General features: G+C 41.1%; 15 protein-coding genes. 9 read left to right on the forward strand and 6 right to left on the reverse strand.

The genetic code is table 11. The features are described from left to right. Positions 1-101: 101 nt before the first annotated feature. On the forward strand, positions 102-767 hold the full coding sequence (locus PP2015_RS19375) for a chromosome partitioning protein ParA (RefSeq protein WP_227009280.1): 666 nt from the start codon (positions 102-104) through the stop codon (positions 765-767). Between the two features lie 78 nt (positions 768-845). After that, positions 846-2,210 carry a hypothetical protein gene (locus tag PP2015_RS19380; protein WP_058032147.1) on the forward strand — a complete coding sequence of 455 codons (1,365 nt, stop codon included), beginning with the start codon at positions 846-848 and terminating at the stop codon, positions 2,208-2,210. Between the two features lie 57 nt (positions 2,211-2,267). Here the strand turns inward: PP2015_RS19380 and PP2015_RS19385 are convergent, their stop codons facing one another. After that, positions 2,268-3,875 carry a GAF domain-containing hybrid sensor histidine kinase/response regulator gene (locus PP2015_RS19385; RefSeq protein WP_058032148.1) on the reverse strand — a complete coding sequence of 536 codons (1,608 nt, stop codon included), beginning with the start codon at positions 3,873-3,875 and terminating at the stop codon, positions 2,268-2,270. A gap of 260 nt (positions 3,876-4,135) precedes the next feature. Between PP2015_RS19385 and PP2015_RS19390 the strand changes: the two genes are divergently transcribed. The 3 genes from PP2015_RS19390 to PP2015_RS19400 all read left to right on the forward strand — a co-directional run bounded on the left by PP2015_RS19390 (position 4,136) and on the right by PP2015_RS19400 (position 10,813). Then, positions 4,136-5,575: a basic secretory protein-like protein gene (locus PP2015_RS19390; RefSeq protein ID WP_058032149.1), complete on the forward strand. Its 1,440-nt coding sequence runs from the start codon at positions 4,136-4,138 to the stop codon at positions 5,573-5,575. Between the two features lie 297 nt (positions 5,576-5,872). Then, entirely contained in the window at positions 5,873-8,704 is a 2,832-nt protein-coding gene (locus PP2015_RS19395; protein ID WP_083496692.1) for a TonB-dependent receptor plug domain-containing protein, read from the forward strand. Positions 8,705-8,725: 21 nt separating this feature from the next. Then, the gene (locus PP2015_RS19400) at positions 8,726-10,813 is read left to right on the forward strand and encodes a basic secretory protein-like protein (RefSeq protein ID WP_058032150.1); all 2,088 of its coding nucleotides are present in this window, start codon (positions 8,726-8,728) and stop codon (positions 10,811-10,813) included. Positions 10,814-10,938: 125 nt separating this feature from the next. Here the strand turns inward: PP2015_RS19400 and PP2015_RS19405 are convergent, their stop codons facing one another. The 3 genes from PP2015_RS19405 to PP2015_RS19415 form a co-directional block, all read right to left on the reverse strand. Continuing rightward, entirely contained in the window at positions 10,939-12,018 is a 1,080-nt protein-coding gene (locus PP2015_RS19405; protein WP_058032151.1) for an energy transducer TonB, read from the reverse strand. A 61-nt stretch (positions 12,019-12,079) separates the two neighbouring features. After that, positions 12,080-12,709 carry a LysE family translocator gene (locus tag PP2015_RS19410; RefSeq protein WP_058032152.1) on the reverse strand — a complete coding sequence of 210 codons (630 nt, stop codon included), beginning with the start codon at positions 12,707-12,709 and terminating at the stop codon, positions 12,080-12,082. A gap of 22 nt (positions 12,710-12,731) precedes the next feature. After that, positions 12,732-13,370, reverse strand: coding sequence for a hypothetical protein (locus PP2015_RS19415; RefSeq protein WP_058032153.1), 639 nt, complete (start codon positions 13,368-13,370; stop codon positions 12,732-12,734). Positions 13,371-13,458: 88 nt separating this feature from the next. Here PP2015_RS19415 and PP2015_RS19420 point away from each other — a divergent pair, with 88 nt between their 5' ends. Both PP2015_RS19420 and PP2015_RS19425 read left to right on the forward strand, forming a co-directional pair. Next, a complete protein-coding gene (locus PP2015_RS19420) occupies positions 13,459-14,337 on the forward strand; it encodes a LysR family transcriptional regulator (RefSeq protein WP_058032154.1) in 879 nt (292 codons plus the stop codon). A 126-nt stretch (positions 14,338-14,463) separates the two neighbouring features. Continuing rightward, positions 14,464-14,895 carry a GNAT family N-acetyltransferase gene (locus PP2015_RS19425; protein ID WP_058032155.1) on the forward strand — a complete coding sequence of 144 codons (432 nt, stop codon included), beginning with the start codon at positions 14,464-14,466 and terminating at the stop codon, positions 14,893-14,895. A gap of 334 nt (positions 14,896-15,229) precedes the next feature. Here the strand turns inward: PP2015_RS19425 and PP2015_RS19430 are convergent, their stop codons facing one another. Together PP2015_RS19430 and PP2015_RS19435 are read right to left on the reverse strand one after the other, a co-directional pair. Next, entirely contained in the window at positions 15,230-16,780 is a 1,551-nt protein-coding gene (locus PP2015_RS19430; protein WP_058032156.1) for a basic secretory protein-like protein, read from the reverse strand. Between the two features lie 408 nt (positions 16,781-17,188). Beyond that, complete coding sequence (locus tag PP2015_RS19435; RefSeq protein ID WP_058032563.1) at positions 17,189-18,184, reverse strand: LacI family DNA-binding transcriptional regulator; 996 nt, start codon at positions 18,182-18,184, stop codon at positions 17,189-17,191. 492 nt (positions 18,185-18,676) lie between these two features. Here PP2015_RS19435 and PP2015_RS19440 point away from each other — a divergent pair, with 492 nt between their 5' ends. Both PP2015_RS19440 and PP2015_RS19445 read left to right on the forward strand, forming a co-directional pair. Then, positions 18,677-21,079 (forward strand): GH92 family glycosyl hydrolase, encoded by a 2,403-nt coding sequence (locus PP2015_RS19440; protein ID WP_083496693.1) that lies wholly within the window; start codon positions 18,677-18,679, stop codon positions 21,077-21,079. An 11-nt stretch (positions 21,080-21,090) separates the two neighbouring features. Then, positions 21,091-23,631 (forward strand): GH92 family glycosyl hydrolase, encoded by a 2,541-nt coding sequence (locus tag PP2015_RS19445; RefSeq protein WP_058032157.1) that lies wholly within the window; start codon positions 21,091-21,093, stop codon positions 23,629-23,631. The last annotated feature ends 2 nt before the right edge of the window (positions 23,632-23,633 follow it).

Raw genomic sequence — 23,633 nt, forward strand, 5'->3', positions numbered from 1 at the left:
CCTATCAATACATAGCACTAAATTTTGGGTTACTGATATTAGCTGCATGGTTTTATATTTTGTTGCTTATTTTGAGAGAGTTCAGGAAGTTTGCGATATCTATGACTGGTCGCGGTCAAGGCTCGGGAGATAATGACGCACTCATTGCGATGTGCAGAGATTCTGTTGAGAGGGCAAGTCGCTTTTCAGATCAACATAGTAAAACCATCTCGGAATTGGTACAGGTTCAAGTTGCATTAGAGCAACAATTGGCGCAAATTCGTGCCTCAACGGCCGACCACATCACCAAAGAAGAACAAGCCTCAATCAATGATTTAAATAAAAAGCTGAGTCGCTCTCAAAAATTGATACGAAAATTAAAGGGGGACTTAGATGTCTCAGCCAAAAAGCTAAATGTGGCAAAAACAGAACTTGAAATGCAAACCTCTTCTTTTGAAGACTTGCAAAGTAGTAATCAAAAACTACAGAACGAAGTAATTGCATTAAGAGCGCAAAAAGAAGAATGGATCAGCGAGCCTATGGCACCGGCAAGCCAAAGTGAATCTGAAATGGCTGCTATGCTGAATAACTATAAGCGACAAATTGAAGAGCAGAATCAATTAATTGATCAGCTATCATTACAAACCGATGGAGAAGTATCGCCTGCTGAAGTTGCGGCTTTACAAAAAGATCTTGAACAGGCAAAACATAAAATTAAGCATCTAAGTAAAGAAAAGAAATTTATTGAAAGCCGCTATCTGGAAGCAGTGAATGCACAGAAACAATAAAATAGCATAATCTAAGGTGCTGATCTGTGTTACCTTTATGGTGTAACTGTGTAGAGCAACAAGAGGGCCATTTATTATATGAGCAAAACCAAATTAAGCCCTGATGAAAGCTTGTCTTTTAAACTGGTTACCCAGTTACTCCCAAAAGAAGCCAGTCAGCTAGATCTATATTTTTCAATCCCGACCGATATGGGAATTAATAAAGATACATTCAATGAAGTCGATTTTTTCAACGCCCATATAAAAACGCACTGTGCTTACTATTCTGAACAGCTCCATTTACCCTTAGTTCGAAGCCGATACATCAGCCAAAAAAAAGGTGAAAAAAGTGATTACAGAGTAAATTTGAATTTATTCTCATATCAAATTCGCATTGCACTTGATGCGGATATCAAAGTCACCCTGAAGCTAAAGCAAGCCGATGAATTTTATCCTGTCGCCTGTGAACTGGTTGAACAGGCAAAAAAGTTGCTAAAGAAACTGCGTCGTTATCAGCCACCAGAGCAGACGTTAAAGCCTTACTTTCAGAATGCGGATAATTACCTAAGCTGGCACAGTGAACAGGCATTTCTAAAACTTTTGGCAAAAGGGCCTAAATCGAGTGAATTTAGCAGTGAAAGAAATGAGATTTTAGTGTTTTGCAAAGAAGAAACCGCTTACAGAGAAAAGCACAATTACAACTCACAAGTGACACTTGAAGATCCAAATCGGATCACCAACAAAATGCGTTTATTACAACGTTTGATTGAGCATGGCGTGGTGTTTAATAAGAAGACGCAAGATTTAAACTTAAATTTGAAGCGTCTAGTGCGTGGCTTAGTAACTGGGGTCATTATGGCCTTTGTGATGTATCTAGTTTTAAACGCCCGTTCAAATTTTCAAGAAATTACCATTGCGCTAATAGCTTTATTAGGCGTCATTTATGGGCTTAGAGAAACATTTAAAGACGAAATTACTCAGTGGGCATGGCGTAAAATTCAGCATGGTCGGCCAAAGTGGCGAAATATCTTTAAAAACTCCGTCGATGACAAAGTTGTAGCGCGACAAACGGTGTGGTTCGAATTAATTAAAAGTAAGGAATTACCTGAGGATGTCGATGGGTTATTTCAAAAGCGCCGTCAGCAAAATAAGCAATCGGCAACCTTATTACACTTTTGCAGTAAAAACGAAGTTAAACAGCAAGAGTTTATTCCTGGGTATGAAGAAATCCAGCAACGCATCACCTTCAATCTGAGCTCATTTGCGCGTTATTTAAAAAAAGGCGCGGGCAAACTATATAGCCATGAAGGTAATAAAGTGTCAGGACAAGGGGTTGAGCGCCGTTATCAAATAAATCTAGTTTTAAAATACACCACAAACAGAGAAGACTCGGATAAGCAGCTAGAGCGTTACAAAGTGACCATGAATCGTTCAGAAATTGTTGCTATTGAGAAAATAAATTAAATGCAAGTTGGGTTTATAATTTAAAAGCAACCTAAGGTGACTCATACTTCTTGGCTTTTATGCAGGAATTGTAGGAGTCACTAGTTGATTCAAAACGTCTATTAAATCTGATTTTTTGTATGGCTTTGTAATAACAGAATCAAACAGTGTGCGAAGCTCTTTCTCTTGAAAAATATCTGCGGTCACAGCAACTTTAGGTTGTTTGCATTGTAAGGTTTTAAGCTTTTCTAATGCTTGTAACCCTGACATACCTGGCAAATTAATATCGAGTAAAAAGATATCAAATGTGTTTAAACTCGACATCTCGAATAGCGCTTCAGCGGTTTCGAAAATCGTATATTGTCCGCCAAGTTGTTGTAGCATTGCCCTGATTAACATTTGGTTAAGCGGGTTATCTTCGACAACGCAAATGTGAATATTTTCTAAGTTCTTTGCTTCGACAGGTGCAATTTCAGTGCACTTCTGACATTCGTCTACAGGCAGTGATATTGAAACTAGGGTGCCTTTACCAAGAGTGCTCGATAACTGTATTTTGCCTTTCATAAGTTCAACTAAGCCCTTAGAAATACATAATCCAAGCCCTGTGCCTTCTTTTCGTTGCATGCCAACTTGTTTGAATTTATCAAACAAAAGTGCTTGATCGGTTTTACTGATTCCAATTCCTTGATCAGCGACTTCGATGTGTAACTTATCTCTATTTAAATAAAAACGAACATTCACTTGTTTTCCTTGAGGCGTGAACTTAACTGCATTACCAATTATATTAACGATGATCTGCGTTAATTTTGTTTTATCAACATCAAAGAAACGTGTAGCAAAAGTGCTATCAATATCATAATTAAGCTCAATGTCCTCCTGCTGAGCTCTATTGCCCATCATGCTCATAATACTTTGAAATAACTTATCGAGGCTTATTGGTTGTTGTTTTAGCTCCATTTTTCCCGCATCAATTTTTTCTAAGTCAAGCACCGAATTGACTATTTCTAGAAGCTGGTGGCTACTGAACTCAATGTTTTCTATATATTCATACTGTTCTTCTGGTAGCGCTTTTATTTCAACAGAACTCTTTAAAATTTCGCTAAAACCAGTTATCGCATTGAGCGGAGTACGAAGTTCATGGCTTATTGTTGATAAGAACTCATCTTTAGCGCGGTTTGAATCTTTCAATTGTTTTACTTTTAAACGCAGCTCTAATTGAGCAATGACTTGTTTAGCAAGAGTTTTAAGTGCTAAGCGTTGCTCATTCGTTAACTTTTGTGGCTCGTCACTTATCGCACAAAGTGTACCCACAGCTTCTCCATTTGGAGCACGTAGAGGTGCGCCAGCATAGAAGCGAATTTTGGGTCCATCGGTTACAAGTGGGTTATCAAAGAAGCGCTCATCTTTGCGCGCATCTTCGATTTCGAAAACGTGCTCTTCTAAAATAGCATGGGAGCAAAATGCAATTTCGCGGCTGGTCTCATCTGCATCAAGGCCAACTTTAGACTTAAACCATTGGCGATTGCTATCAACTAGGCTGACTAATGAGATTGGCGTGTTACAAATAACTGAGGCCAACTTAGTAATATCGTCAAAACTCTGCTCAGCTTCTGTATCGAGTACTTCATACCTTTCGAGGGTTTTTAAGCGCAGAATTTCGTTTTCTGAAAGGGGGGCACTTTTCATCTTGAGTTTCCATGCAATTAGAGCTCTGAATTAACATTAGCATCAAGCTAAAGTTGTCGCAAAATTGTTTGCAAGCAGGGTAAAAAATGCTGATGAATATATCGAAATTATTAATATAATTTTCATGTAGTTAGTTGTTTTATTATGAGTGTTGAGTCCTAAGGTAACGATTCAAGATGTGCGTTTTTAACGCAAAACACTTGCATTTATGGAACGTTCCAATATGGTGTATCTAATTTAGCAACTTGAAGATTGTGGTTATGTTTAGAAAAAATAACTTGGTATTGCTTTTAGTCGCAGCGTTTTCACAAGCGGCACTAGCAAAAGATATTGTCTTATATGATATTACAGATAAAGAGTCGTTTACCTTAAAAGCGCAACATCCTACGTTTGTGGAGAATGAGTCCGTTGAACAATTATTTGATAGCTCAATTCACAGTAAGTTTTTGTCTGATAAGTCTCAAACTTGGGTGCAGATCGATTTTGAAGAAGCGTTCCAAATTCATCAATATTCTTTAACATCAGCGGGGGATGCACCTGCGCGAGATCCAAAACATTGGCAATTGAAAGGCTCTATTGATGGAAAAAATTGGCTTACTTTGGACAGTCAAAAAGAGCAAAGTTTTGATTCTAGAGCACAAACTAAAACTTATACAGTTGCAGATAGTCAACAGGTTAAACATGTGCGCTTTGAATTAAAACAACAGGGTAAAACGCAGTGGGGTGATAGTTATTTACAAATAGCCGATATAGGCCTGTTTGCAGCAACTGATTTACCGCTAGCATCGTTCGATCTTGATAAGCGTATTATTCGATTGAATGAAGTGATCACTTTAACGAATACCAGTGAAAATGAACCTGATCGCGTAGAGTGGATAATTCCCGGTGCAAAAATGAAGCATGACGGGCAAAATGCTCATGTTAGCTTTGATAAACCGGGCAGTTATTCTGTTACCTTGAAAACGAATAATAATGCGGGTAGCGACGTATTAACACAAAAGAATGTCATAAAAGTAATGGATATTCATCGACCTTGGGCGGGCTTACAGTTACCTAAAGTGGTGGTGAAACTAGAAGATACTGAATCAGCAGGAGCAAAAAGACTGATTAAATTGCTGCCAAATATCGAACAAGCGATCAATGAAGTTACCCGTGATTTAGTACCAATGTTGTATAACAATTTCACTGAAGTACCTGAATTTGAGCAAGTGACATTTAGATTAAAATGGATGGATACTCTTGCTTATCGCGCGGGTGATTATTCAAATATGGAAATCGCATTTAGTAGTAAATACATCACTGAAAAGTTAGCCGATCAACCTGACGAACAAGTGACTTACGAGTTGCTTGGTGTGCTCTGGCATGAATTGACGCATGGCTATCAGCTATTCCCACAATCAGCGACAGGCACGCCAGAAGAAACCCATGCTTTTATTGAAGGGGTTGCAGATTTAATTCGCATTAATGCTGGCTTCCACAAGACTCGTAGCCCAGAGCCTTCAGATACTTGGTTGGGCGGCTATACAAATACTGGCTTCTTTTTATCTTGGCTAAGTAAACGTTATGAAGCGTTTGAGCACCAGTTTAATGCTACGGCAACTGAGTTACCAGATTGGACGTTTGCTGCCGCCATAGAATATGTGACAGGCGAAAAGGTTGAAAAACTTTGGCAAGAATACCAAGCCGAGCTTACTAAATAATAAACCTTTCTTTTGTAAATACTCATTATCACTTAAAAGGAAGTGATAATGAGTATTTTTATTCACTTGAATATATATTCAAAACTTCCCTCAGCATTAACACTTCAATATTCGTTAAGCAATTTGTAATACATAGTTACAATTAGATGAATTTTTATTACCTAAATTGTTGACAATGATTAAATGATGCGCAATTATTGGAACGTTCCATGCTGTTGTGAGTTTGTTGATATTCGCTTCAGTATTTTTTTGATTCTAAAGTGGAACGTTCCATAAAAATAAATCTTAGAGGCTAAGATGAATAACAACAAAATTTTAATGCTATCGCCGTTGGCACTGGCCGTGTCTTTGTCGATATCTGCTTCTGCAAACGCTGCAGAGCAAAATCAGGTCGAAGAAAAAGTTGAACGAATTGAAGTGACATCTTCACGTATCAAGCGTACAGATATTGAAGGTGTAACGAACATTCAAACAATTTCATCTGCAGATATGGTCAGAAGTGGTTTTACTAATGTCTATGAAGCACTAAGTAGTGTAACTGCTGCTAATGGTCAGATTTTAGGTGAAGTAGAAACAGGCTCTTACACGCCCGGAGCAAAAGAACTAAAATTGCGAGGTTTGGGTCCTGAATATACGCTTATACTAGTAAACGGAAAACGTTTGGCATACTACCCTATGCCTTATGGTGGTCAAACTAACTTCGTAAACTTAGATATGATCCCAACAGCTATGGTTGACCGCATTGATATTCAAACAGGTGGTGCTTCAGCGATTTATGGCTCTGATGCGATGGCGGGTGTGGTTAATATCATCACTAAAAAAGGCATAGATTCGCACTATGTTGATGCCTATTATGGCCAAGATACTTATGGAACGGGCGCTAAAAAAGGCTTAACTTTTGTTGGTGGTTTCCAACAAGATGAGTTCACGTTCGACTATGCACTAGAATACAAGCATACCGATCCTTTGTTATCGGGTGACAGACCTTACCATGACAGTGTATGGGACAACCCAGATCCAAAAGCACACCACGAAACAAATCGTTCAATAACAGTTTGGGCTGACAATACCGAGTATAAAAACCAGTATTCAGCTCAGTACTGTAACTCTGAGCAAAACCCTCATCCAAGAGCTGTACAGCATTTTATTCAGCGTAATAACTATGGCGCAAGTTGCGGTTGGGATGAAACCAGCGATAAATTACTTCGAAATCAATCAGAAGCGTTTAGTGTTTACATCAACTCAGAATATCACCTGAATGATCAACACAGCTTGTTTGCGAATGGCTTCTATATTGATCAAGAGAAAAAAGGCCGTCGAAATACTTTCTTCTGGGGTCATCATGAGTCAATTCATGGCGGTACATTCTGGGATCCTGATATTGAAAATAAAGAGGGTACGCTTGGTGCACCGGTTAAATACATGTGGCGAGTGGTTGCTGATGAAGAATATACAGAAGATGGCTTAGGCCGTACATATAACGATAAGTCTCTGTCTTTTAATGTAGGTATAAAAGGAGAGATTGGCGATTATTATTATTCTGTAGGCTATAGCCGTGCAAACTATGACTTTAACGAACGCTATTTACATCACACCAATGAGGGTAACCGTTTACTGAAAGGGGAGCAATACGGTGAAGTAAACGGTATGCCAGTTTATCGCCCTAATTACGAGATGTGGTTTGCGCCGTTAACACCGGATACAGCGATGCAAATTGCTGATTGGGCAACATACGACGGTAACTCATTCAATAACACGTTTACTGCCGACATCACGGGCGACTTATTTGAATTACCAGCAGGGTCTGTTTCATTTGCAGCTTACGTAGAGGCGATGAATGAAGGTACACGTGCAACGCCAGATCCGCGTATTTTAAATAAAGAGTTTGTAGGCCTAACTGGTGTTATTACCGAAGGTGAACGTGACCGCTATGCTGCTGCAATGGAGTTTTTAATTCCTGTTACTGAGCAATTTGATGTAGAAGCAGCTGTTCGTTACGACCATTATGACGACATTACTGATGTAGGCGGTGCACCCACTTATCAGCTTGGCTTTACATATACGCCAGTTGAATCTTTAGTGCTTCGCTCTGCTTATAGCACGACGTTCCGTGGCCCGAGTATGTCTTCGGTTTATCAAGGTTTCTCAGGAAACTTTGGCTCTGGCAACGACCGTATTACTGCCGATGCGTGTGCTGTATTAGCTGCTCAAGGTGAGGTGTCAGGTTATGCAACTGACGCTTTAACTGCGACCTGTGAAAACGTCGATTTATCGAATCCACAGCTTGCTTCATTACAGGCAAGTTTCGAGACGGTATCAGCGGGCGACCCAACTTTGAAAGAAGAGACTGGCCACTCGTTTACTGCAGGTTTTGTGTATGAATATTCAGAGAACCTATCGTTTAACGTTGATTTTTATGACATCGTTATTAAAGACAAAATCAAAGTACTGAGTGCTGGCAGCATTCTTCATACCATGTGGGAGTGTAACGAAGGTATTCAAGATCCAAACTCTCAACTGTGTAAAAACACCGCCGCCCGTATTCAGCGTTACGATGAAAATGGTCAGGGCACAGATCGTCTAGGTAACCCAATCTCGGGTGATGCTTATACACCGTTCTCAGTTCGTCAAGGTTATATCAATGCCTCAGAAACTCAAGACGGCGGTATTGATCTAGGCGTGCGAGGTTTATTTGATACTGATTTTGGAACGTTCCGCTATAAGTTTGAATATAACAAAGTATTGAAGAAAAAAGAGCGTATTGAAGCAGGTGATCCGCTTAAAGACATTCTGGACGACCAGAATAATTACGATTTTAACGACACAGGAAGCTTTAGTTTAACTTGGCAAAAAGAAGATACTTCGATCTCATTATTGAGCCTTTATAAAGGAGAAATGTGGAACTTAGCGCCATATGGTGAACGTCAAAAGCTACCTGCTTGGTACCGTCATAACCTAACTTTTGGTCAGTTCATAGGTGATAACACACGTTTAATTTTCTCTGTGAAGAATCTGCTTAATGCGATGCCGCCACAAGACGAAACCATGGGTAACTATCCGTTCTATTTAGGTGGTAACTACGACAGCATTGGTCGCGAGTTTGTATTGCGTATGACTTACGAGTTCTAACAAGAATAATAAGGAACGAACATGAATAAATTTACTTTATCAGCACTGGCGTTGTCGGTATCGGCCATTCTGGTCGGTTGTAATGATGGCTCAGGTTTTACTTCGACACAAAGCGAAGCCGAGCAAAGCACGCAAGTGACGCCTGCTGCAGGTGAAAGTGCTTTGCGCAATATGTCACAAGACAAAGGCGCAGAAATTGAGGCTGTATTAGCTGAGGGTGTCACTTCACCAGATGGTGAGCAAGTTGGAAACTTAATCGACGGTAATCACAGCAGCAAGTTTTTGGCCTTTGATAAAAAAGCTACTGTGATTTTCAAAGCGGCGAAAGCGGCTGCATTGCAAAAGTACCACTTTGTTTCAGCGAATGATGAGCCTAAACGTGATCCTAAAAACTGGGTTGTATATGGCTCAAACGATAAGCAAGAATGGGTAGAAATTGACTCTCGTGCGAATGAAGCGTTTACAGGTCGCGCTGAATTAAAAGCGTACGAACTGGAAGGTGAACAAGCAGCTTATCAGTACTTTAAATTTGACTTAGAACACGGCGGTACCGACAGCTATGGCGCTGACATCACTCAGCTTGCAGAGCTTGAATTAATCGTGATTGCTGAAGCGCCTATCGTATCGTTTGGTGCATCTAACTTAACGCCTGAGGTGGGTGAACTTGTGGTATTTGAAGATACTTCATTAGTTAACCCAACAAGTTGGCAATGGACGTTTGAAGGCGGCACACCAGCAACCAGCACTGAGCGTAAACCGCTTGTTCGTTTTAACGAATTAGGCGCGAAAACAGTGACTTTAGTTGCTAAAAATGACAAGGGTGAATCTGAGCTAGTTAAAACTGACTTCATTCGTGTCTGGGATCCAGCCAGCCCTTGGGCAGGTTTCCCTAAGCCAACAGTGACATTTACTAAGAATAAACCAGAGCACCCTGGTCAAGCGGTACTTGAACGCGTCATGCCAGATTTAGAAGCAGAAATTCACCGAATTTCTGAGTTGATCGCTAAGCGTTTATTCAACAATGTAACAGAGATAAACGTCTTTGAATCGGTTGAATTTATAACTGATGAGTATGACTTCCCTGCAGCGAAAGGTGGTACAGATAAAAACATGCAATTGATGTTTGATCTTAACCATATTGCGAATTTAGAAGGCAAGGGTGACCAAGCTATTCGTGATGAGATAATTGGCGTACTTTGGCATGAGCTGACCCATGGTTACCAAAATGTGCCAAATTCTGGAGCTTATATTCAAGGCACGGACTATCACAGCTATCTGGAGGGAATGGCAAATTTCATTCGACTTGAAGCGGGTTATTTAGATCGGGTCCGTGAGGGTCGCTCGTGGTTAGCAGATGTGAACGATGACGCTTATAACCAGACTTCTCTTTTCTTGGAGTGGGTGGTAAATACAAATCGAAATATCGATTTTATGAAAGCGTTTAATGCCTCAGCCAAAACGATACCAGAGTGGTCTTTTGAAGCTGCATTTGAGCAAATTTTCGGCGAAAACCGAGGGCTCAATGTTGTACTTGGTGAGTATCAAGCCTATTTGAAGTCTTTAGGAATTGTTCCGCCAAATCCGACCCCCGTAGAAGGCTATAGCAATATTCTGCAACTAGAAGGCGTAAGTATGATAACAAATGCGACGCATCTGGGCCCTTACGGTGATGTACCTGAGAATACGTTTGATAACAGTGTATATACGCCATTCACTGGTGTTATTGAAGCTCCATGGTTTATTGAACAATACACGCCTCATCAATTACCGATTAATGAAATAGATGCGGTTGAAGTGGACTTTGCATTAGCCAATGAAGAGACTGTCAGTCAGTATTCAATTGCTATGAGTGATAAAAACGAAATACGTTGGCCTACAAGTTGGCAAGTATTTGGTTCAAACAATGGTGAAACATGGACACTCATCGATGAGCAAACATTTACAGGCATACCAGAGTTATTAACTACTTACACCTACGAGCTTGAAAAGCCGGTTGATGTGCAACACGTTCGTTTCTCATTTAAGAATGAGCGACAAGGTGATGGGATTGGCGGTGACAACGGTAGATTAGTGCAAATCGGTGAAATCGCGATTTGGACACAAGATTAACATTATCCCTAGATCCATAATAAGATTATTAATGTGAGAGTCAAAGCAGGCTAAATAGCCTGCTTTTTTTCAGTTAAATAGGCAAAAGACGACTTATATAAAACTGGTTGTACTGCACAGATAGATTAACCTCTTCCAATTATATAATCTAACTGTACTGTTGAAACCGCTTCTACAGGTTTGCCATCTTCAAATTTCGGTGCGTAACGCCATTGTTCAAGCGCTTCAATAGAAGCTTTTATAAAGCCTTTTTCAGAAGAGTCTATTACTTCTATGTCTTTAACAAACCCTGACGTACTGACGGTAAATTGAAGTTGTACCCAACCGCTTTTCATCTTGCGAGCCATGTTTTTTGGGTACTGTGGATTTGCTCTATACAGTGGCTCTTGTTCTTGTGAGTCTTTCCAAGGCACCATTTTCGCTATGGCTAAACAATGTTTGGTGGCTTTGTCACTTTGACGCGTTTTTTCGTAAAGGTTGACCAACTTTGAATGGGCTGAAAGTTCAAAAGGGTGGTCGAAGTCGAGATTAGAATCAAATATCTTCACAATATGCTCTAAACGCTCAATAGCAGCGCTTTTTCTATTTCTTGCTTCATCTAGAGCTGCAACCCAAATATCTGTTGAAAGGCGTTGAACTGAAGTTTCAGGCAAATGAGCTTGATTTATTTTGTCAGTCTTCCTGATAAGTTTTCTTGCCTTACTGATAGTTTTACTACTTTTAGAAGCAAGTTTGGCTGCTTCTAAATATGCAATTGAAGCAAATTCATAGTCTTGTTTAGCTTCAGCTTGTTCCGCAATGTCTTCTAAGCTATCGAGTGATTCACGACGGTTTTCTTTAAAGTTTAACTTTGCAAGTGGTAAGGTAATATTGAAAACGACATCAAGCTTGTCGGTATGATGCTCTTTGGTAATCTTGAGTATTTCTTCAAGTAAGATCTTTTTATCAGGGTTGCTGTTACCCATTGATGTTGCGTAGTTAATTGCGAGATTGATGGTGTTAATATCATGCTGACCGTAAAGTTCTTTGCCAACTTCATAGGCTTTTTGAGCTGTGTCTTTTAGTGCTTTTTTATCACCAGATTGAACTGCGGCTTGGTAGTCTGAATAGTATTTTTTGAATTCAGCATTTAAATCTGAGGTTGATGAAGCCGCAGATGAAAACGATAAAGAGAGTATTGAAAGCGCAATTATAGTTTTATTCATTTTTTATAGAGACCAGTTTGTTCTTGTTTTAACTTAGTATAATACAAATACTTATCAGTACCTAACTTAGGGTCTCGGCAGCCATGAAAACAGCCAATAAAAACATAATACTACCCGCTAATTTATCCTGCCAATTTACAGCGCTTTGCTTTACGCTTATTTTCTTCGATATTTTGCCTGATGTAATGGCGATAAATGTATCACAGAGCAAAGTAATCAATGTATAAATTATGCCCAGCACTAAGAGTTGAATTGAAATGGAAGTCGTATTTTCAGACACAAACTGAGGGAAAAAGGCGATAAAAAATAAAGCCGTTTTTGGATTTGTGATCTCGACAATAAAACTCTGCTTCATGATTCTAAGGTTAGACAGACTCTGAAGTTCATGCTTTTCAGAGCTGTGAACATTAGGCTTAAAATATTGCCAGCCAAGATAAACTAAATACAATGCTCCGATTATTTTCAAAGTAGAATAGAGAAGCGGGGCATGAGCAAATATCGCTGATAAACCTAAAATTGTAGCGATGACATAAGCGAATGACCCAATAGCCATACCAGATGCAGCGGCAACACCCGCTGATGGACCCTGACTTAGACTTCGAGCGGCAATATACAAAATAGACGGACCTGGCGTAATACTTAGCGCAAAGCAAACGACTGAAAAGGCAATAAGTGCTTCTAAGTTTGGCATAAATGTTCCTGTTTTAACCGGATTACTGAAAATCTTTGGTTTCTAAATATAATTGAGTCATGCCTATTTGAACGTGCAACCCTAATTGCATTATAGGTTCAGCATAGTCGGTTTTGATGAGCTCGACATAATCGTTTTGTTTATGACATGGATATGAAAGGATCTGATCAAAACTTGGCGTCTCTGCAATTTTATGGACAAACAAGCAGTGTTGCTCAGTTGCTTTAATATCGAAAAAATAACCATTTGGATTTTCTAATGTTATGTCTTTATTTAAAATTATTTTATTGATTTTAAAGCTGTCAGCTTCATGAATACGTGCTCCTCCACGTTCAAAATGCCCGTCATAAGTATCGGCTAAGAAACTCATAATACGGCCTTGTCTGAGTGCATTGAGTGATAATGTCTCAGGGAAAAGTGTAATCAATTTATGCTTCTTTAGCTTATCAAGTAGTTGTTTTTTTCGATGTTCAGCGACTTCTACATTAAAAATCAACTGAACCGCATGTTTGCCTTTAGGCATGGGCAAATGAGAAGCAAATAACTGTTCTTCAAGATTAAACAAAACCATACCGTGGGTACCGATAGAGTGATCGTGCTCACTGCTTTGTGCAAATAACGTAAAGCTGAAAAACAATAAAAGTAGGGTTGTGTATTTCATTTGTAACCGTAAATAAGTGGGAGTATTGCTTTAAGATACGGTATATTTAATTCTAAATCGTTTCTAATTTGTTTTATTAAAGTCCAAAATGGAAATAGCAGATCTTAAAAAGTTTTTGGTGATCGCACGTCATCAAAGCCTCCAAAAAGCAGCACTCTCTCTAGACATTACGCCAAGTGCTTTGTCTAAATCACTTAAAAGATTAGAAGCGTCTTTAGAAGTTAAATTGTTTGATAGGGTGGGTAAGACGTTACGTTTGAACGAGCAAGGAGAAAAACTACAGCCAAGGGCAATCGCACTTACTGACCTTGCTGAGGATACACATCAAGCCTTGAGAGCCAATAAGATGCCTTTGGTGTGTAAAGTCGCTGCGCCAAGCATTTTACAATTTAAATGGGCCTGTGTACTTGGCCGTAAAGCGGTTAAACAGCCACAAGTGTTACTCGAGTTCGATACAGAATATGAAGCGGAAGCATTACAAAAATTGGTAAATGGCGAGGTTCAGCTTGCTATCGTGACAGGAGAAATGTTGTCTCATCTTCCTGATGGGATTAAATCGATTGAACTTGGAGATATCCAGATGCAAGTTGCTATGGGGCAGACTCACCCTTTAGCTATGGATACTAACGCTTCTGTTGAGGAAGTTGTGGCACATCCTTTTGCAGTACCAAACACATCTCCGTTTTGTGGAGAGCAAAGAGGCGTTGGCTGTGATGGCTGGCAGTTAAGGCATTTAACCCGTCGAGTTCAGTGGGTAGTCAATGACTACGCTGTATTGAGTCAACTGGTAAAAGGTGGTCAAGCTCTGGCATTCTTACCTGATTTTATGATCAGAGAATGGCAACTTAAAACGGTTAAGGTGACGAGCGGTGATTTGTCTTACAAAGAGCGCGTTTTTTTACTGGCGCAGCAAGACTGTTTACCTTGGGTGAATGAACTTATAAATAAAGTATTGGGCAAGGATTAACGAATAAATCTTCATCTAAAGTTTAAAGTGATTTCTGTTCAGCTCAGGTAATCTCTAGTAACCTTGAAGCGCGGCTGCACAGCGCTATTTATTTAGCGATTTTAATCAATAATTAAAGAGAGAACTATGTATATAGATGATGTGCTTCCCAGCGATTATGCTGAATTGCTAAGCGTTTGGGAAAACTCAGTCCGAGCAACGCACAATTTTATAAGTGAAGAAGATATCGCGTTCTTTAAGCCAATTATCATTGAGCAAGCGTTTCCGAATGTTATTTTACATTGTATGAAAAATACGGCGGGCGCTATTGTTGGCTTTATCGGTATTCATTCAGAGAAAATAGAAATGTTATTTATTTTGAATGAATATAGAGGGCAAGGTATTGGCAAATCGTTATTGAAGAACGCATTGAATTGTCATTCCATCAATAAGGTCGATGTGAACGAGCAGAACCCTCAAGCTGTGGGCTTTTATGAAGCGATGGGGTTTAAAGTTGTTTCTCGTTCGCCTCTAGATGATATGGGGAAACCATTTCCTATCCTCCATATGTCGTTATGATGGGGAAATAAAGTTTATTCAAACAATTTAAAGTAAAGTGAGCTCGATGAAAGTTGGCAAATCAAGACAGAATTAACGCCCAAAGCCAATTTAACCTAAAATCAGATTAAAACGTTGAAATCTAGAAGACATTTTTCTCTCATACTGCGTCAAAAGAACTTTCAATAGCGCACTATTGATGCATTCCTTTTCTTTGTCTGAATGAAAAATTCCTAACTAGATTTATTTATAGTTTTACTAAGAAACGGGGTTGAAACAATCTAACGTTTTAACCCCATTTTAGGTTGTTGGACGTTTGCGTTTTAACCAAATTAAACGCTTTAGCCTTTATCGATTAGTACTGTAACTGGCCGCCACTATTTATAAAGTTAGCGTATTCATTCCATACGTCTTCGACACCACGTCCTAAGATCTGTCTAAATGACGCATCGAACGACCAAGTGTAATTCCCCATGTCTTTTGCCGACTTATTAAATTTATAGATAAAGTCATTATCTAAATGGGTTTTAACATAGTGTAAGAAGAAACCTGTTCCTTCATAGCCTGTTAACCACTTTCTCGGATCTAAGGTGCTTGGCGTACGTGTTTTGTGGAAGCCCGCTCCAATACGTACGGCATCAGCTAACCCTTCGGTAAACGCCCAGTAAGCTTGACCATCGCTGTAGTTGTCATGTGTGAGCGGTGAATTGTTGTAACCATGAGTTACTTCGTGGAATAAGATACCATCGATTTCGTCTGAAATCGCAGAGTCAGAATTTCCACCCTCACGATATAAACGCTCAAGGTGTTCGGTACTGACGACTATGGTCATTTCGCCCGAACCATCTTGACCCATTTTATATGCGACAAAGTCTTGGCCCCAATGATCTTTTGCACGCAACTCAAAACTTAGTTTTCTGAAACGTTCAGACTCAATTGGGTCTTTATATAGAATTTTAGCGACATCAACGCAGCGCTGTGCCATATGGCCTGCAGGGTCGGCAATGATACGTTTAAACAATTGTGAGCCGGTTGTTTCTGGATTCACATCTACAAAGTCCACTACAGGTTTTTTCCATAAACCGTCATTAGGATCAGTGACACCTTGCTCAGTAATGTTGATATTGACGTTTGTTTGCGAGTAACCATAAATCGAGACATACAGGTTTTGGCCAGATCCGTCACAGTTTTCTGTTGCGGTTGGGGTAATACTCTGGCAGGTGAAGTTTTGAGTGGTCGCAGGTGCACCTAAGTTGATATATAAGTCTGCATCACCGCTGCCAGACGTCGAGGCGCTTACTTTGCCTGCGACGTTGAAAGGACCAAAATGTTGCCATTGACCTTGGCCTAGGTTCAAAGATTGGTTGATTGGCAGTGTTGTTCCATTATTGTTATCTGCGCTTTTACCAAATAGTTCAACTTCGGCGAGTTGCACCAGGCTTGCGCCATGATTGGCTGAGATATTTAAGCGAATATGTTTATAGGCTTGATCACTCGATACAGAATATTGCTTGCTTTGATATCGACTTGAAAAGCTTTGGCCCGCTTGAGTATCAATTGTTTGCCAATTAATGCCATCGTTTGAACCTTGTAACTGCCAATTTTGCGGATCACGACTCGGCGCATCGTTTGCTGAAGTCAGCGTGTAGCCAGTGATGATTTTCGCCTCATTGAGCTCATAGCTTAGCCAAGCAGTAGGAGAAAACGCCAGCCATTTACTGTACTGGTCGTTATCAAACGCTTTGTCCGCAGTTTCGTATGGTGTGTTTTGCTCTGATGCGTTAATAATCCCATTTGGTACAGTGAGATCGGCACTCAATGTGGTAGATGCAAGTGTGTTAAAGCTTAGGCCTGCGAAAGCAAGTGCTAACGCGATAGGTGTTTTAAGATGTTTATTAGATGTCATAACTTGTTCCCATTGAAGTTTTTGTAACGTTCCAATTCTTAAGTTTTAAAAAAGCAAAATGACGTATTTTTATTTACTTTATCATTTTGGAACGTTCCTAGATGATTGACGTTATTTCGCAAGGGATCAACCTTTAATTCACAAAATTTTTACTTTTAGGCGTGTTTAAGGTACTAGAATGTTGAATCTATTGAAAAAATCGGCATGTATAAAATTTGGGTATAAGTTATAAATAATCGAAATGGCTAGGTCGTTCTATGCTAATGAATGAGGTTAGTGAAAGAGGGACGCTGTTGGATAAATTGAGAACAACACGTTTGAAAATAGAAAATAACCGGGGCCGGCTTCTAGTTTACACTCTATTCATGGCGCAATAATGGCGCCATGAATAGAACTTGGTTTGAACATTTATGAGCTGCGTTCTATTAACTCCACTGGCACTTGCGTTAATCCTTTTTGCGTGTCGTTTTTCAAGATATGACACACGGCTTTAGCGATATCGTTGGCATCAATTTTTACTGTGCTCAGTGGCACACTCATCAATTTGGAGTCGTCCAAGTCATCAAACCCGATCACGCCGATATCAGCACCAGGCTTTAAGTTTTGCTCGGCTAGATATTCAATCACGCCATAAGCCACAATGTCGTTAAAGCAGACCACAGATTCAACTTGCGGCACTTGAGCTAAGCATTCTGACATGGCGAGTCGACCACCGTGACGGTTTGTGGTGCTATTAAACACCCAAGTTTGTATGTCGCCTTGCTCTTTGGCGGCTTTGTTAAACCCAGCTAAACGTTGATGGTAATCCGATATTGCTGCGTCACCACCAATAAAGGCGATGTTCTTATGACCGCGTGCGATTAACGCTTTCGTCGCGTTATAAGCACCCATTTCGTTGTTTGGTAATACACAAGGTACTTGGCTGCCATCTACTTGACGCATGATGCTGACCACTTGCGTATGCGGCTTTTGTAATTGATTGAGCCAGCTTGCTTGGGTGTTTGGCGTCGGACAGATAATAAAGGCTTTTACACGGTACTCTTGTAGTTTGGCCACAATTTGCGTTTGTGTTAGGGCATTTTCGCTGGTGTTAACGAGCGTTGCCATTAAACCCAATTCTCGAATGTGTTTTTCAAGGGCAACCGCTAAATTTGCAGAATAAGGGTTGGTTAAGTCGTTGATCACAATAGCGACTAAATCTGAAGACTTACTGCGCATCGCCGCGGCTTCACGATTATAAACGTATCCTGTTTCTTCGATGGCTTTGAGTACTTTTTCTTTTGCGCGGTCGCTGGCTTTATCGCTGCCGCGTAAAACAAGTGACACTGTAGACTTTGACACACCCGCTACTCGGGCAACGTCATGTACAGTAACAGACTGCTTATTAGTATTATTTGTTTTCAAATTTTGGCTATCTATAGAATGTGATTGTGCCTGTAACAGCGCCAACCAGTGATTAAATTCATCGCAATGGGTTGTATTCTAGCAAATCGATCAGTATATTCAAATTATTCTTGGAACGTTCCATTTTACCTTTAATAGGAAATTAAAGGATAATCGGCTCATTCCAATACCAATAGCTAGGGCGCGTTTATCTTTGAAGTATGAATTTTGTTCAAATCAAAGGCTTTCAATACGCGAAATGAGCTACGCAGCATAATGGGTTATGTAAGTGGCGAATGACAAAGTAGTGGAAGCCTTTGGTTGAACTCTTCGAGCAGCGCGAGTTGAATATTTATTCGGCGTTATCGGCTGACTTGCATAGAATAACTATGCGTCGCAGCCTCTGCCTTGCCTAAATACCCAACTCACTGCTGCAAAAACAAACAGCAAAGGTCAACACGCCCTAAAATTGGTATCTATATTTATTTAGGCTATTTGGCAAAGAGGCAAACAATGAAAACGATAAGCCACGGGTGGCACAGTGCTAAACGCATGACTTACTCACTCGTCACGGGCGGTGTGATGATGTTAGGTGCGACACAAGTTGCAGCAAACACGCAATATGTAGACCCATTTATTGGTACTGGCGGCGACGGCCATACTTTTCCAGGTGCAGTTGTACCTTTTGGTATGGTGCAATTGAGCCCAGATACCGACTCAGTATTTAGAGGTATTGACCCACAGCCAGAAATTTACAAGCGTTGTGCAGGCTATCATTATGACGACACCACCATTGTTGGTTTCTCGCATACCCACTTTAGCGGAACGGGTCACTCAGATCTTGGTGATTTACTGATGATGCCAATTACAGGTGAAGTGAAGTTAGAACCGGGTAAAGCTGACAACCCAGATGAGGGTTATCGTTCTCGCTTTAGTCATGACAATGAAACGGCAAAGCCGGGTTATTACCAAGTTTGGCTACAAGACTACAAGGTGAATGCGGAACTGACTGCGACTACTCGTGTGGGCATGCACAAATACACCTTTAAAGAGCATGATAAAGGCAGCGTGTTAATGGATTTAACGCACAGTATTTATAACTTCAAAAACAAAGTAATTTGGAGTGATGTGCGCGTTATCGACGACCGTACTATCTTAGCTTATCGTGCGACTAATGGCTGGGCGAACAATCGTCAAATGTACTTTGCCATTGAGTTCTCAAAGCCGTTTAGCGATATCGAGCTGATTAACCTAGACAACACACGTTACCGCTGTAATGGCTGCTTGACCGAAGGTAATGGCAAAAAACCATCGACCATTGTTAACTACAAAATCCCAGAAGCGGCGGGTAAAGCTATTAAAGTTGTTGCAGACTTTGAAGGTCTAAAAGGCGAGCCACTAATGGTAAAAGTGGGGATTTCAGCAGTAAGTAAATCAAATGCACTTGAAAACTTAAAAACAGAAATTCCGCATTGGAACTTCGATAAAGTGGTTAAGCAAGCAGATGAAACATGGCACAAATCACTTGATAAATTTGAAGTAGAAGGCTCGCTGTCTGAAAAGCGTCAGTTCTTCACATCGGTTTATCACGCACTACAAGCACCGAGTGTATATCAAGACGTAAACGGTCAATATCGTGGTGTTGATGGTGAAATTCACCAAGCGAAAGATCACACGCACTACACGCTATTCTCGCTATGGGACACATATCGTGCACTGCATCCATTATTGACTTACATTGAGCCTGACAAAGTATCTGATATGATCTCTTCAATGCTTGATCATTATCAGCAGAGCCATGACAAAATGTTACCTATCTGGTCGTTCCAAGCCCATGAAACGTGGACGATGATCGGTTATCACGCGGTATCCGTCATTGCTGATGCGTATCTAAAAGGCATTCGTGATTTCGACGTTGAGCTGGCTAAAAAAGCCATGATCGATACTGCAAACCACCCGCATTACGATGCCATCCCTGAGTACAAACAATATGGCTATGTACCGTTAGACGTGCTACCTGAGTCAACGTCTATCACTTTAGAGTATGCGTATGATGACTATACGATTGGTCAATTCTTCACGGCGCTTGGTGATAAGAAAACAGCGGCTGAATACTACGAGCGTGCAACATACTATAAAAACGTGTTCGACCCAGAAGTACGCTTTATGCGTGGTCGCATGAAAGATGGTTCATGGAATCCAGACTTTGATCCGCAAGAAGCAAAATACATGGGTGCTTTCACCGAAGGTAACAGCTACCAGTACAGCTTCTATGTACCACAAGACGTGCACGGTTTAATTAAGCTAAAAGGTGGTGACAAGAAATTTGTTGAGCGTCTTGATGAGTTATTTGAAACTGAGCTGTCGTACGAAAAAATCAAAGAGCACGAAGACATTGCTGGTCTAATTGGTCAATACGCTCACGGTAATGAGCCAAGCCATCATATTGCCTACCTTTATAATTATGCGGGCGAGCCTTGGCGTACTCAGGCACGTATTCGTCAAATCATGGATACGCTGTCTTCAGATAAGCCAGATGGTCTTGCGGGTAACGACGATGTTGGCCAAATGTCGGCGTGGTATATCTTCTCGGCAATGGGCTTCTACCCAGTATCACCGGGCGATTTAACTTATGCATTAGGTGCACCACAATTACCTAAAATTTCTTTAGCATTGGCAAATAACAAGCGATTCACTGTGGTTGCAAAAGGCCTGTCTAAGAAGAATAAATTTGTAAAAGAAGTACGCTTAAACGGCAAAAAACTTGAGCGCAGCTATATCACTCATGATGACATCATGGGCGGTGGCAAGCTTGAATTCACTATGTCGGCTAAGCCTAACAAGTCATTTGGTCAATCACTGTCGGCACGTCCGCCGTCAATGAGTAACCCAGTGAACAACAACTTCTTAAAATAAGAGACAGAAGCATGAAAAAGACATTCTCTCGTTCATTGCTTCTTGTTACGCCTGCGGTTTCGCTGAGCCTTGTGCTTAGCGGCTGCGGCGATAACCGCAATGAAGATGCACAAGCAAAGCCTGCTGAGCAAGCAAACAGCAAAGCCGTTGCTTATGTGCAAGATCCAGCCAGTTTTGTAAATCCATTTATTGGTACCAAAGGGCCATTTAACCATCGTCAAGCGGCGAACGTGGTGCCGGGTGCGGTGCAGCCATTTGGTATGTTCAACTTTGGCCCTGAGCATGCTTACACCGAAGCGTTAATGAAAGAAAGCGAAGGGATCAGCAAGCGCATCAATGAAGACAACGTGCGTATTCCAGTCTCACCAGGTGGCTATAACTGGCAAGCGACGCGCTTAAAGGGTTTTTCTTTTACCCGTTTGTCGGGCACAGGGTGTTTAGGTGCGTCAGGCGATGTGCCAGTTTTGCCGTTTAATCAAGCCATTAAACACTCTCCTGCGACTGATAAAATTAACGCCTATTATGGCGCGAACTTTAGCCACGATGATGAAACTGCCATTCCGGGTTATTACCAAGTAGGTCTAGATTCTGGCATTGATGTACGTTTATCAGCAACCGATCGTACTGGTATTGCCGAATTTACCTTTGACTCGCCAGAGCAAGCGAAGCTTATTTTTAGAACGGCTTATTCTCAGCTGGGCAGTGGTGATGCGTTTACCCAAGTGGATTTAGAAAAAGGTGAGGTGAGTGGCTATGTCACCAGTGGTAACTTTTGCGGTTACTTAGGCGAATATAACCGTCGTGATTATTACACGCTACACTTTGTTGCGAAGATTGATGCGCCGATCACGGGCAGCGGTGCGTATGTTGATGACAAGGTAGCAGCCAATGCGACTTCTAGCCAAGGCGGTATGGGCTATGGTGAAACCGGTGTGCCAGAGTGGGGCAAAGGCTCAGGTCTATGGGTCGATTTAGACGTTAAAGCAAAACAACCTGTCACAATGCGTGTGGGTATTTCTTACGTAAGCCTAGACAATGCCCGTGAGAATCTTGCCAAAGAACAAGCTCAACAAAGCTTTGCGCAAATAAAAGACAAAGCCTATGCGGGTTGGAATGATGCGCTCAGTCGCGTGAAAGTGAAGTCTGACGATAAAGACTTACTGACGACTTTCTATACGGCCTTATTCCACAGCCAATTCCACCCAAATATTTTCAGTGATGTGAACGGCGAGTATCGAGGTTTTGATCAACAAATTCATACGATCACTGACAAGCAAACGGCGCAGTATGCGAACTTCTCAGGCTGGGATGTGTATCGTTCACAACTGCAGCTAGTGAGCTTAACACACCCGCAAGTTGCCAGTGATATCGCTCAGTCGCTATTCAATCAAGCCAATCAGTTTAATGGTATTTGGGACAGATGGACGCACAACAATGGCCCAACAGGGGTAATGAGTGGCGACCCATCAGCGATTGCCATTGCCAACTTTGTGGCATTTGGCGCGGATAAGTTTGATATCGAGGGCGCGTACGAGTCTTTATACAAAGCCTCAACAGTGCCAACAGAGTACGATTTATCAGACGTAGGCTGCCCTGTGTTTTGTCGTGGCCAAAAACCGTCTTTAGATGAGTGGCTAACGCTGAATTACTTATCTGATCAATCTAATTCGTGGGAAGGGGCGAGCGAAACCTTAGAGCAAGTTTCTGCCGATTTTGCCATGTCACAATTTGCAGCGCGCTTAGGTAAAGACGCACACAGTACTGAAATGCTTACGCGTTCAGGTTATTGGAAAAACCTTTATAACCCTAAAGCGACCGCAGAGCTTGGCTATATTCAAGGCCGTAATAAAGATGGTAGCTGGAAAGAAGAGTTTGACCCATTCAGTGGCCACTTATTTGTCGAAGGTAGCCCGGCTCAGTATTTATGGATGTTACCGTTTGATGGCCAAGGGCTAAGCCAAATATTAGGTGGTGATGAGGTGATGTCTGAGCGTTTAGATTCACATTTCCGTAAACCTGATGGTACTTGGGTGTTATACCGTGACTCAGCGCAATATGCAGACGTATCAAATCAACCGTCAATTGCCACGCCTTGGATGTATTTATACACAGGCGATGCGTATAAAACGCAGCAAACGGTGCGTGAGACCATGAAGCAACTTTGGCATAACTCAGTGTCAGGTATTCCAGGGCAAGACGATTTAGGTCAGATGTCATCTTGGTATGTGTTCTCGGCATTAGGCATGTATCCGTTCTACCCAGGTCGTGCAGACATGGTGTTATCAAGCCCGGCATTTGAACAGGCACAAATTGGTAACCTAACCATTCAAGCGCCTGCTGCAAGCGCCGAACACATTTATATTAAAGGGCTAAAAATCAATGGTAAAGACACGCTGAATAGCTGGATTGACGAATCATATATTCGTACCCCGCAGCGTCTAGAGTTTACTTTAGATACTAAGCCTAACACTGCGTTCGGTGGTGCACTTGAGCATCGTCCACCATCTTATTCTGTTGCCGCTCCTTCGTTAGCAACGTCTGAGGCGAATTAATC

The organism is Pseudoalteromonas phenolica (assembly GCF_001444405.1).
GTDB lineage: Bacteria > Pseudomonadota > Gammaproteobacteria > Enterobacterales > Alteromonadaceae > Pseudoalteromonas > Pseudoalteromonas phenolica.

Excerpts from the sequence above, each read along its gene's own strand:
- PP2015_RS19375 (WP_227009280.1), top strand. The coding sequence starts at position 102 with ATGACTGGTCGCGGTCAAGGCTCGGGAGATAATGACGCACTCATTGCG.
- PP2015_RS19380 (WP_058032147.1), top strand. The coding sequence starts at position 846 with ATGAGCAAAACCAAATTAAGCCCTGATGAAAGCTTGTCTTTTAAACTG.
- PP2015_RS19385 (WP_058032148.1), bottom strand. The coding sequence starts at position 3,875 with ATGAAAAGTGCCCCCCTTTCAGAAAACGAAATTCTGCGCTTAAAAACC.
- PP2015_RS19390 (WP_058032149.1), top strand. The coding sequence starts at position 4,136 with ATGTTTAGAAAAAATAACTTGGTATTGCTTTTAGTCGCAGCGTTTTCA.
- PP2015_RS19395 (WP_083496692.1), top strand. The coding sequence starts at position 5,873 with ATGAATAACAACAAAATTTTAATGCTATCGCCGTTGGCACTGGCCGTG.
- PP2015_RS19400 (WP_058032150.1), top strand. The coding sequence starts at position 8,726 with ATGAATAAATTTACTTTATCAGCACTGGCGTTGTCGGTATCGGCCATT.
- PP2015_RS19405 (WP_058032151.1), bottom strand. The coding sequence starts at position 12,018 with ATGAATAAAACTATAATTGCGCTTTCAATACTCTCTTTATCGTTTTCA.
- PP2015_RS19410 (WP_058032152.1), bottom strand. The coding sequence starts at position 12,709 with ATGCCAAACTTAGAAGCACTTATTGCCTTTTCAGTCGTTTGCTTTGCG.
- PP2015_RS19415 (WP_058032153.1), bottom strand. The coding sequence starts at position 13,370 with ATGAAATACACAACCCTACTTTTATTGTTTTTCAGCTTTACGTTATTT.
- PP2015_RS19420 (WP_058032154.1), top strand. The coding sequence starts at position 13,459 with ATGGAAATAGCAGATCTTAAAAAGTTTTTGGTGATCGCACGTCATCAA.
- PP2015_RS19425 (WP_058032155.1), top strand. The coding sequence starts at position 14,464 with ATGTATATAGATGATGTGCTTCCCAGCGATTATGCTGAATTGCTAAGC.
- PP2015_RS19430 (WP_058032156.1), bottom strand. The coding sequence starts at position 16,780 with ATGACATCTAATAAACATCTTAAAACACCTATCGCGTTAGCACTTGCT.
- PP2015_RS19440 (WP_083496693.1), top strand. The coding sequence starts at position 18,677 with ATGAAAACGATAAGCCACGGGTGGCACAGTGCTAAACGCATGACTTAC.
- PP2015_RS19445 (WP_058032157.1), top strand. The coding sequence starts at position 21,091 with ATGAAAAAGACATTCTCTCGTTCATTGCTTCTTGTTACGCCTGCGGTT.